The 11,316-nt window shown below is 61.6% G+C and carries 6 protein-coding genes and 1 riboswitch; of the genes, 4 read left to right on the forward strand and 2 right to left on the reverse strand.

Annotated features, from left to right (window positions below):
- The first annotated feature begins 115 nt into the window (after nucleotides 1-115).
- Together AC1DWZ_RS06295 and AC1DWZ_RS06300 are read left to right on the forward strand one after the other, a co-directional pair.
- Nucleotides 116-4,747 carry a PAS-domain containing protein gene (locus tag AC1DWZ_RS06295; RefSeq protein ID WP_477168018.1) on the forward strand — a complete coding sequence of 1,544 codons (4,632 nt, stop codon included), beginning with the start codon at nucleotides 116-118 and terminating at the stop codon, nucleotides 4,745-4,747.
- Between the two features lie 166 nt (nucleotides 4,748-4,913).
- Nucleotides 4,914-7,487, forward strand: coding sequence for a PAS domain-containing sensor histidine kinase (locus AC1DWZ_RS06300; RefSeq protein ID WP_477168019.1), 2,574 nt, complete (start codon nucleotides 4,914-4,916; stop codon nucleotides 7,485-7,487).
- 139 nt (nucleotides 7,488-7,626) lie between these two features.
- On the opposite strand, the gene AC1DWZ_RS06305 is transcribed toward AC1DWZ_RS06300, so the two are convergent.
- Complete coding sequence (locus AC1DWZ_RS06305; protein WP_477168020.1) at nucleotides 7,627-8,616, reverse strand: quinone oxidoreductase family protein; 990 nt, start codon at nucleotides 8,614-8,616, stop codon at nucleotides 7,627-7,629.
- 204 nt (nucleotides 8,617-8,820) lie between these two features.
- Between AC1DWZ_RS06305 and AC1DWZ_RS06310 the strand changes: the two genes are divergently transcribed.
- Nucleotides 8,821-9,435, forward strand: a complete 615-nt coding sequence (locus tag AC1DWZ_RS06310; protein WP_477168021.1) for a TetR/AcrR family transcriptional regulator — start codon at nucleotides 8,821-8,823, stop codon at nucleotides 9,433-9,435.
- Nucleotides 9,436-9,634: 199 nt separating this feature from the next.
- A complete protein-coding gene (locus tag AC1DWZ_RS06315) occupies nucleotides 9,635-10,315 on the forward strand; it encodes a DUF3313 domain-containing protein (RefSeq protein WP_477168022.1) in 681 nt (226 codons plus the stop codon).
- 28 nt (nucleotides 10,316-10,343) lie between these two features.
- Here the strand turns inward: AC1DWZ_RS06315 and ribB are convergent, their stop codons facing one another.
- Nucleotides 10,344-11,000, reverse strand: a complete 657-nt coding sequence (ribB, locus tag AC1DWZ_RS06320; RefSeq protein WP_477168023.1) for a 3,4-dihydroxy-2-butanone-4-phosphate synthase — start codon at nucleotides 10,998-11,000, stop codon at nucleotides 10,344-10,346.
- 114 nt (nucleotides 11,001-11,114) lie between these two features.
- Nucleotides 11,115-11,280, reverse strand: a riboswitch (FMN riboswitch).
- Between the last annotated feature and the right edge of the window lie 36 nt (nucleotides 11,281-11,316).

An 11,316-nucleotide genomic window follows, 5' to 3' on the forward strand; every position in this document is an offset into this window, starting at 1 on the left:
GCGGTGCTTTTCCTCGATCGTCTGGGAACTCTATCCTCGGATATTGGTTGAAAATTAACCACTCGCTGCCGACAATCGCGAGATCATCCCTTCATGGTCAGGAGATAGCAGGCACATGCCAAGGATCCCTTGGCCGTCACCTCTATCAATCGGCGGCAAATCGGTGCCGTATGGGTTGGCGGTGGTCCTTGGGGCCATCGGCTACTTTGCGCTGGCGCGCCTCGGGCTCGCTTTTGCGACTCTGCAGGAAAGCGCCTCGCCGGTCTGGCCGGCATCCGGTTTCGCACTTGCCGTCATCATCATCGCCGGCCCACGGACTTGGCCGGCGATCGCCATCGGCGCGTTCGCCGCGAACTTGCTCACCGGCGGCTGGGTCAGCGCCAGTTTCATCACCGTGGGCAACACACTCGAATGCCTGGCGGGCTTCTGGATCTACAGCCGCATCCAGGCGATCGGCACCAGCCAGCTGCCTATCGCGCGCAGTTCCGCCCTGGTTCTTGCAGCACTCGGCGCGTCTGTGGTCAGCGCCGGCATGGGCGTTGCAACCTTCACCATAGCCGGCGTCCTGGGCGAGGCAGAGATCAGCAAGGTGTTCCTGACCTGGTGGGCCGGCGACGTCCTTGGCATACTGCTCGTGACATCTGCCATTCTGGCCTTCATCCGCGCGCCGCTGCACTTGCGTAGCGCAGCCCCGACACAAGCGCCTGCTTCTGTCAGCACGACCGTCCTCATGCTGCGCCGGATCGGCATCCTGGCACTCCTGGTGCTGACCAGCTCAGGCGTCGCGTTCCTGCTGCCAGGTTGGAGCTGGACGTTTCTCCTTGCCTTCCCCGCCATGCTGCTGGCTGCGCGCTGGTTCGGCGACCGCGGCATCAGCCTGCTTCTTCTGCTGACGGCCATATCGTGGCTCTTTGGCACGATCCTGGGTCTCGGCCCGTTTATCGATGCCAACTTCAATGATTCGTTGCTCAATGCACAGCTCATGCTGGCCACCATAGCGATCGCCGGTTTGGTTCTCGCCGACGTCGATTATGTGCGCTCCGCAGCCGCCACAACGGTCTTCCTGGTCGGCTGCCTTATCAGCGGGGCCATCTTTGTCACTCAGCTAGACCGCAATTTGGCCATCGATCAGCGCCACCTCGACAATCTTGCCGTACGTACCCAGGCCCATATCGTGGAACGGATGAAAAGCTATGTCGATGCCCTGCGCGGCGGGGCCAGCTTCTATGCCGCCTCCAGCAATGTCACCCGGGCGGAATGGCGCGCCTACGTCCAATCGCTGGGCTTGGCGCAGAACCTGCCCGGGCTTTTCGGCGCCAGCGTCGTGGTGCCGGTCGATAAATCCAGCGTTGCCGCATTCCTCGCCAGCATTCGCCGCGACAGTGCGCGCGACTTCAACATCACCCCGCTGCCCAACGTTCCGCCGCAGGACGCGGCCTATCCCGAGCACTTCGTCATCATCTATGCTGAGCCGATCGAGCGCAATGCAGGCGCCATCGGCATTGACATCGCCAGCGAGCCGCGACGCCGGGAGGCAGCCATCGCCGCGAGGGACAGCGGGCAGCCCACGCTGAGCGCCCGCATCACTTTGATTCAGGATGCCGAACAGCGGCCAGGTTTCCTGCTGTTCGTACCAATGTACCGCGAACCGCCGGTCAACCCCACCGTGGTCAGCCTGCGCTGGTCCTTTCATGGCTGGATCGATGCTCCCTTTACCGCCGCCTCCTTTTTCGCTGAAGCCCTGCAAGGTGAAACCAATGAAATAGCCCTGCGTGTTTTTGATGGCACCAAGGCGGTCGCGGAAGAACTCATGTATGACAGCCAGGAGGCTGCCGACCGCGGCATCAATATGCCCTTCCGTGTCGAATTGCAGACCAGGTTGACGCTATATGGGCACGAATTCACGCTGCAATGGGCACGCGCGGCGCTGTTCGATGCACAAAGAACCCACATCATCATCCTGTTCTGTTCTGGCCTGCTGCTCTTTTCCGCCTTGCTCGCAGCTCTTGTTAGCACGTTGCTCTCGCAGCGTGAACGCGCAACGGTCATCGCCAGCCAGATGACCGCGGCCCTGACCGCCAGCAACGAGCGCTTTGCCCTTGCCGTCGCTTGCAGCCGGGATGGCGTCTGGGACTATGACGTCACCACCGACCAGGTATGGTTGTCGCCGCGCTACAAAGAGATGTACGGCTATGATGCCGGCGATACCACTGATTACTGGGCATTCTGGAATACCATCATTCTGCCGGAGGATCTGGCGCGCGCGCAGGCTCAATATGACGAGATGATGGCCGGCACCCGTGACGGCATCGACATGGTCCAGCGCTATCGTCACAAAATGGGCCATATCGTTCACGTGCACAGCCGCGCCCTGCCGGTGCGGGACGCGGCAGGCAAGGTCTCCCGCGTTGTCGGTGTTCACACCGACATCAGCCTGGTCGTCAAACTGGAACAGCAGCTGAAGGCCGCAATCAATGTGATGCCCGATGGCTTCGGCCTGTTCGATGCCGATGACCGTGTCATCCTCTTCAACAAAGGCTTCATCGACGAAGGTACCCGCAAGGCGATCGGTGATCCGACCGGCTGCCGGTTCGAGGAGATCGTCCGTGCCTTCGTTGACCACGACATGCCCGATGCCAAGGATCCTGCATTCGACCGCGAAGCCTGGATCGCCCAGCGCATGGAACGGCATCGTAATCCGCCGTCGGAACCCATCGAGGTGAAATGGGGCGGTGATCGCTGGATGCGCATCAGTGAGCGGCGCACCGCTGATGGCGGCTATGTCGGCACCTGGACGGACGTCACGGAAATCAAGCGGCTGGGCCAGCGCCTGCGTGACGCCATCGATGCCCTGTCCGACGGCTTTGCCTTGTTCGACGCCGACGACCGGCTGGTCATCTGCAACACGGGCTTTATCACGGAGAGCATGCGTGAGGTATTCGGCGATCCGACCGGCCATACATTTGAGGAGATCTATCGCGTCTTCGCCGCAAGCGACCCGCTCATGGCGCAGAGCGTCGATCGCGACAGATGGCTGCAGGAACGCCTGTTGCTCCACCGGAACCCGCCGTCACAGGCCTATGAATTTGCCGGTGCCGACGGGACCCGCACCCGCATCCTGGAACAGCGCACCGCCGAGGGCGGCTGGATCGGCACCTGGACGGACGTGACGCCGGAACACCGGGCGCGGCAGCGGCTGCAGGATGCCATCAGCGTGATGGCCGATGGCTTTGCCCTGTTCGATGCTGATGACCGACTGGTCATCTGCAACGATGCCTATATGCATAGCCCGTCCTTGCGCGACATCGGCAGCCTGGTGGGCATGAACATGGAGGATATCCTCCGCCGCATCGCCTATGCCGAGATTACCGACATTCGCGCCAAGGTCGATGCAGACGCCTGGATCGCCGATCGCCTGGCGCGGCATCTCAATCCAACACCGGAACCCTATGAGCTGTTGCTGACCGACGGGCGCGTCATGCACATCAGCGAGCGGCGCACATCGGACGGTGGCATCGTCGGTGTCTGGAGCGATGTCACCGCCCTGCGTGTTGCCGAACGCCGGCTGCAGGATGCCATCGCCAGCATCAATGAAGGTTTCGTCCTCCTGGATGCCGAAGGGCGCTATGTGGTCTTCAACGATGAATTCCTGCGGCTCTACCCCAAGACGGCGCCACATGTCGCAGTCGGTGCCAGCTTCGAACATACGCTGCGCCAGGGTGCCTTGGCGGGTGAGTATCCCGACCTAGACACGCCTGCAAAGGTCGAGGCCTTTGTCGCCCAATGGATTGGTGTTTACCGCGACCCTGCCGCCTATCAGGGCGAGGGCCAGTTCGCCGACGGTCGCTGGGTGCTGATCGGCCATCGCGGCACCACCGATGGCGGCTGCGTCAATGTCTATACCGACATCACTGCCATCAAGCAGCGCGAGAGCGATCTCACCAGCGCCAAGGCGCGCCTGGAAAATCAGGCCGAAGAATTGATGGCCATGACCGACGATCTCAAAAGCGCGCGCCAAGCCGCCGAAGACGCCAGCCGCAGCAAATCGACCTTCCTTGCCGACATGTCCCATGAGCTGCGCACGCCGCTCAATGGCATTCTGGGCTTTTCCGACATCATCCGCAGCGAGATCTTCGGCAAGGTCGAGCCGGACCGATACCGCGACTATGCCGAGGACATTCATAAGAGCGGCGCACATCTGCTGCAGCTGATCAACGATCTCCTCGATCTTTCCAAGATCGAGGCCAACAAGATGACGCTGACCATCGACGCGGTTTCCATGACGGAACTGGTCGATCATGCCACCCGGCTGGTGGCGTCGTTGGCACAGGAGCGCGGGGTTACCGTGAGTGCGCCGGCGCAGGATATCTGCCCGGTGGTACATGCCGATGAAAGACAGATGCGGCAGATCCTGCTCAACCTGCTTTCCAACGCCGTCAAATTCACGGCAGCCGGCGGCAAGGTCACGGTCCGCGCTGTCGAAGACGGCGAGCATGGAATTATCATTTCCGTCACCGATACTGGCGTGGGCATGACCGAGGCCGAACTTAAAAAGGCTCTCGAACGCTTCGGCCAAGTTGAAAACAATCTGGTGAAAAGCGTCCCCGGCACCGGCCTTGGGCTTCCTCTGGTGGCCGCAATCACCAAGCTGCATGGCGGCAGGCTCGACATCGCCAGCGAAAAGGGCAAGGGCACCATCGTCACCGTGCGCCTGCCCTGGCATGGCGGGCTCCATCGCCCCATCTGACGAGACCGGCAACAGTTGCACTGCCCGCAGCACCCGAGTGCGGCATATGCCCACAGAGGGAACGACTTCCCCCGCTTTCACTTATAGCTGTATGCGTTCCCTCAGATAATCGCATAATTATGCGTCACAGACGGGAGATTGCGTGCAAATGCTCTGGACAGCGGGAGTGCAACCTCCCGCGCATGACAGCATCACAGGCCATTCCGGACTTGTCCTGATCCTTGCCGTGTGCGGCTCTTTTGCTCTGGCGGCGATCCTGGCAGGCGGCGGATTGGCCATGCTTGTGCCTGAATGGCAGATGATGATCCGCCAGATCCTGCCGATCGTGCTGTTCGTGACATCGATGACTGCGCTGGTCACGACGCTGCTGTCGCAAAAGGACCGCACCCGCGCCATCGTGCGGCAGATGACGGCAGCCCTTGCCGCCAGCAATGAACGCTTTGCCCTCGCCGTGGCGTGCAGCCGGGATGGCATCTGGGATTTCGACGTCACCTCGGGCCAAGTCTGGACCTCGCCGCGCTACAAGGAAATCTATGGCTATGACAGCGCCAGCCCGACCAAGCATTGGGCCTTCTGGCGCTCGATCATCCTGCCCGAAGATTACGAGCGCGCCCGCAACCAGTTCAATGAACTGATCGCCGGTGACCGGGATGGCATCGACATGATCCAGCGCTATCGCCATAAGCTCGGCCATATCGTCCACGTCCACAGCCGCGCCATGAGCGTCCGCGACCCGGATGGCAACGTGACCAGGGTCGTCGGCGTGCAGACCGACATCACCCTGGCCGTGCAGCTTGAGCAGCAGCTGAAATCGGCGATCAATGTCATGGAAGACGGTTTCGGCCTGTTCGATGCCGAGGATCGCGTCGTCCTTCACAACGACGCTTTCATCGATGCCGGCACCCGTGCGGCGATCGGCGATCCAACAGGTCACAAATTCGAAGAAGTCCTGCGGGCCTTCGCCTATCGCGACATGCCGGTCACCGATCCCGGTTTCGACCATGAAGCCTGGATCAAGGCTCGGCTCGAGCGCCATCGCAACCCGCCCGCGGACCCGATCGAAGTGCAATGGGGCGACGGGCGCTGGATGCGCATCAGCGAACGGCGCACGCCCGATGGTGGCTATGTCGGCATCTGGACCGACGTCACGGAAATCAAGCGCATCGGCCAGCGATTGCAAGACGCCATCGACGCCCTCTCCGACGGCTTCGCCTTGTTCGACGCCCAGGATCGCCTGGTCATCTGCAACGCGGCCTTTCGCGACATCCCGTCCTTGCGCACCGGTAGCGATCCGGTCGGCCAGACGATGGAACAGATTCTCCGTGCCTTTGCCGTCTCCAAAGATACGGATATCGAAACCGATGATCCCGAAGCCTGGATCAGGCGCCGCCTGGCCCGTCACCTCAACCCCCCGGACGAGCCGATGGAACAGGTTCTGACCGATGGCAGCACGATCCGCATCACCGAACGGCGCACCTCGGACGGTGGCATCGTTGGCATCTGGTCCAATGTCACCGCCCTCAAGATCGCCGAGCGGCGGCTCGAAGACGCCATCGAAAGCATCAACGAAGGTTTCACCCTGCTCGATGCCGAAGGCCGCTATGTCATTTTCAACCAGGAGGTATTGCGTCTCTATCCGATATCGGCGCCGTCGATCCACATTGGCGGAAACCTCCTGGACACGCTTCGCTTCGGTGCCGAACAGGGGGAATACCCGCATCTCGACAGCCCGGAAAAGATCGAGGCCTTCATCCAGGAATGGGTGCAGCGCTTCCGCGACCCCACGCCCTTTCGCGAGGAAGGTACCTTTGCCGATGGCCGCTGGGTAACCGTCAGCCACCGCGGGACAGCGGATGGCGGGTCGGTCAATATCTATACCGACATCACCGCGATGAAAGCCCGCGAATCAGATCTTGCCGGCATCAATGCCCAGCTGGCACAGCAGGCCCAGGCCCTGACCACCCTCGCCAGTGATCTGAAGATCGCGCGCATCGCCGCCGACGATTCCAACCGCAGCAAGTCCCAGTTCCTCGCCAACATGTCGCATGAACTGCGCACACCGCTCAACGGCATCATCGGATTTTCCGAGATCATCGCCAGCGAGATGTTCGGCAAGGTCTCCCCGCCGCGCTATCAGGAATATGCCGGCATCATTCGCGACGCCGGCAAGCATTTGCTGGCCCTGATCAACGACATTCTCGATCTCTCCAAGATCGAGGCCAACAGGATGGATTTGAGCATCAACGCGGTCGCGACAGCAGATCTGGTCGACCGCTGCATACATCTCGTGGCCAAGATGGCGGCAGACCGCGGGATCGCAATCGACGCCCATGACATCAGCAGCTGCCCGGTTCTTCATATCGACGAAACCCAGGGACGCCAGATCCTGCTCAACCTGCTCTCGAACGCCGTCAAATTTACCCCGGACAAGGGACGTGTCGCGCTGCGGGTGACCGAAGACGGCGATGCCGGTGCCATCATCACCGTGGAGGATACCGGCATCGGCATGACGAAGGCCGAAATCAAGACCGCGATGGAACGCTTCGGCCAGGCCGAGAGCAGCTATTCGAAGACGGCGCGGGGCACCGGCCTGGGCCTGCCCTTGGCGGAAGGTCTCATCAAGCTGCATGGTGGCAGTCTGACGATCGACAGCAAGAAAGGCGTCGGCACCCTTGTCACCGTGCGCCTGCCCTGGCATGACGGGCTCTACCGCCACACGCTCACGGACAGCGCCGCCTAGAGCCGCCGGAACAGGCCCTCATAATCAATCACGATGCCTGCATCGACATAGGCCATGGTAAATTCCTGGCGTTATCCCGCAGCCAACTGTGCGCGGCGGATCGGTGCCCAACAGAGGGTGCGCATCTGTCCACCCTCTCTCAGGGCAGCAGGATGGTCGAGCCGGTGGTCTTGCGCGCCTCGAGGTCGCGATGTGCTTGCGCTGCTTCCTGGAGCGGATAGGTCTTGCCGATGCGGATCTTCACGGCGCCCTTCACGATCACATCCATCAAGGCATTGGCGGAAAGCTCCAGCTCCTCGCGCGTCGCGGTATAAGCCATGAGCGTGGGACGGGTGAGGAAGATCGACCCTTTCTGCGACAATAGCAGCGGCTCGATCGGCGGCACCGGTCCGGATGCGTTGCCGAATGTCACCAGATAACCGCGCGGCCGCAGGCAATCCATCGACGGTATGCAGGTATCCTTGCCAACGCCGTCATAGACGACATGGACACCCTTGCCACCGGTAATCTCCTTGACGCGCGCGACCCAATCTTCCGCGCGGTAGTCGATCACATGATCGGCGCCCAGCGACTTGACGATGGCGCATTTCTCCGCCCCGCCCGCCGTGCCGATGACGATGGCCCCCAGATGTTTCAGCCACTGCACCGCAATCGACCCCACGCCACCGGCCGCGGCATGGAACAGCACCAGATCGCCGGCCTTCACCGGATAGGTACGGCGGATGAGATATTCGACGGTCATGCCCTGCAGCATCATGGCGGCTGCCGTCTGGTCGTCGATGCTGTCCGGCACCTTCACCAATTTGTCGGCCGGATAGTTGCGCCAGGCGGCATAGGCGCCCAAGGGTGCCGCACAATAAGCGACGCGGTCGCCAACCTTGAGATGCGCAACACCAGGACCCACCGCTTCGACCACCGCGGCACCTTCGAGGCCAAGGCCAGAGGGCAGGGTCACCGGATAGAGGCCGCTTCGGTGGTAGGTATCGATGAAATTGAGCCCGCACGCCTTGTTGCGCAACGTGACCTCGCCGGCTGCCGGCGCGCCCAGCTTGACCGTCTCCCATGTCAGGACTTCTGGTCCACCGGTCCGGTGGAAACGAATGGCATTGGTCTCTGTGGGAATGGTCATGGGCAGCCCCGATGAATTTGTTTGGTGAATCTGTTTGGCCGAGCATAGCCAGCGCGATCACACGCGTCATCTGTCACTGACGCGCCCCACCCATGCCCCAACATTGCCGCTCTGTCGATCCAACCCGGATTTGTGCCATCATGCTGTAGAAACCGATGCGGCTGATGTATCACCGTGCAAAAGCCTGCAGATGACGAGAAAAGCATGGACAACACGTCCCGATCAGAACGAACCCGAAACGCTGTCATTCAAGCAGCCCTTGCCATCATCGCCCGCGATGGTCCGGGCCGGCTGACATTGGATGCGATCGCGCGGGAGAGCGGGATCAGCAAGGGCGGCTTGATGCACCAGTTCCGCACTAAGCAGGCGGTGCTGCGGGCGCTGCTGGAACATCAGGTCGCGTACTTTGAAGATTTTTCGCGAAAATATGTCGCTGAACACGGGACTGAAACGTCGCAGTCCCATCTGGCGGCAGAGATCGCAACGTCGCGCGAAACCATCGCCAAGCCGCACTCCGTCGCCCTTGCCCTCATCGGTGCCGTGGCTGAAGAACCTGGCCTTATGACGATCACCCGCAGCAAGGACGCGCAGAAGATTGCAGCCATCAAGGCCGATGCGCCGGATCCGGATCTGGCCGTCCTGCGTTGGTCGGCAGCACGGGGTCTTGCTTTCAGTTTTCTGCTGGGGCTCTGTCCGTTGACCAAGGCGGAGCGGGAGCGGCTGTTCGAACGGCTCCTCGACGACGGACAATGGTCAGGGCTTTCCCACGCCGGCACCCCTCCCAAGCGCAAAAAAAAGTCGGCACCCAAAAAGGGCTGATGCCCATCTTCGGCATTAACTGCCCGGAATATCAGTGAAAAATAGGCATATCTCCCGGCACCACCTGGCTATATGTCTAAAACAAACCGTCTAGACGGTTTTTATCTGGACTGCTAAGACTGCCGCCGGCACGAGCCCGGCCGGTATGCCCAAACGACCGAACTCGTCTCCCGAGACCCACCCTGAGACGGAGATAACAATGTTCCTCTTCAACAAGAAGGCTGAGCGGATCCTGGCAACGGCATTCTGTGCATCGGTTGCCGCTTGCTCGACGGCTGAGCCGGTCGCCTATTCCGGCATCGAATCGTCACCCTATCTCGCACCCAACCGGCAGGATGATTCCGATCGCGTGCCCTTTCGCTACACCGCCGATGCCAACTGGCAGAAATATGAGCGGGTCCTTATCGATCCGGTCGATATCTACCGCGGTGCGGACCAGCAATTCGGCGATATGTCCGAAGAAGACAAGACCATCCTTGCCAATTACATGCAGAGCCAGTTCGCCGAAACGCTGCGCAGCCGCTTCATCGTCGTGAAGAGCCCGGCACCGAACACGCTCCGCGTGAAGCTGACGCTCACGGGTGCGGCCACCAGCACCCCGGTCCTCAGCACCTTGTCCCGCTTTGATATCAGCGGCGGCATCTACAACAGCGTGCAGGCCGTCAGCGGCGGCGAGGGCCTGTTCACCGGCTCCGTCCTCTATGCCTCCGAAATGTACGATGCCACGACCGGACAACTCCTCGCGGCATCCGTCACCAAGCAATACCCGAACGCCATGAACATCGCAGCCAGCGTCGGATCACTTGCAGCCGCCAAGACCGGCATCGACAAGGGTGCGGATGCGCTGCTGGAACAGCTCACGCATCCGACCCGCCGTTGATCCCGCCAGGCTTGCGCGATCCGCGCCCTTATGCCGCCTTCGCCAGCAAGCTTTCCCGGTACGCCACGATGTCGGTGATGGTCAGCACCGGGAAACCGTTGCGGCGGCCATAGGCCTTCGCCTGCCGGCTGCGCAGCATCTCGCCGTCGCGTGTCATCAACTCGCACAGCACCGCTGCCGAACCGAGGCCGGCGATCTCGGCCAGATCGACCGAGCCTTCGGTATGGCCGCGGCGGGTCAGCACACCGCCGGGGCTTGCACGCAAGGGAAACATGTGGCCGGGGCTCACAATATCGCTGGCCTTGGCACCGGGGGCTATGGCCGTCTTGACCGTGGTCAGGCGATCAGCGGCCGAGACACCGGTGCTGATGCCATGACGCGCTTCGATCGACACGGTGAAGGCTGTCCCGTAACGGCTTTCATTGTTGGTCGCCATCATCGGCAGCTGCAGCCGGTCGACGGTGGCGGCATCCAGGCACAGGCACACGATCCCACTGCAATCGCGGATCATCCGCGCCATGACATCGTGGGTGAGGTTGCTGGCGGCGGCGATCAAATCCGCCTCGTTCTCGCGGTCATCATCATCGAGCACGATGACCGGCAGGCCGGACTGCATGGCCTGAACGGCCGCATCAATACGGCCGTAGATACGGGTAAGTTCAGCTTGGCTGATCAGTTTGGACATATGAAACGCTCCTCGCATCTGTTGCGACAAACGTTCCAGGGCGCAATCAGAGCGTTGTCGCCTGGAATTCCTTCATCGCAGGCGCGACGACGGAACCCATTGCGGGCGTCCCGATCTCGTCTTCTTCCATCCGGACTATGACCGTCGGCTCAGGATTTCGACCTGATCTGCTGACCCGCGAAGGTTTTCACCTGTGCGGCGCTCGCGGGCTCGACCCCTGGATTTGCATCCGGAATGTCCTACCGCCGGTGGGGATTTACGCCCCGCCCTGAAGACGTATTGACGTGTTAAAGCACTAACGGCCGCAACATGGCAG

Source organism: Dongia sp. P2_B8, assembly GCF_056404715.1.

Excerpts from the sequence above, each read along its gene's own strand:
- AC1DWZ_RS06310 (WP_477168021.1), top strand. The coding sequence starts at position 8,821 with ATGGACAACACGTCCCGATCAGAACGAACCCGAAACGCTGTCATTCAA.
- ribB (WP_477168023.1), bottom strand. The coding sequence starts at position 11,000 with ATGTCCAAACTGATCAGCCAAGCTGAACTTACCCGTATCTACGGCCGT.
- AC1DWZ_RS06315 (WP_477168022.1), top strand. The coding sequence starts at position 9,635 with ATGTTCCTCTTCAACAAGAAGGCTGAGCGGATCCTGGCAACGGCATTC.
- AC1DWZ_RS06305 (WP_477168020.1), bottom strand. The coding sequence starts at position 8,616 with ATGACCATTCCCACAGAGACCAATGCCATTCGTTTCCACCGGACCGGT.
- AC1DWZ_RS06295 (WP_477168018.1), top strand. The coding sequence starts at position 116 with ATGCCAAGGATCCCTTGGCCGTCACCTCTATCAATCGGCGGCAAATCG.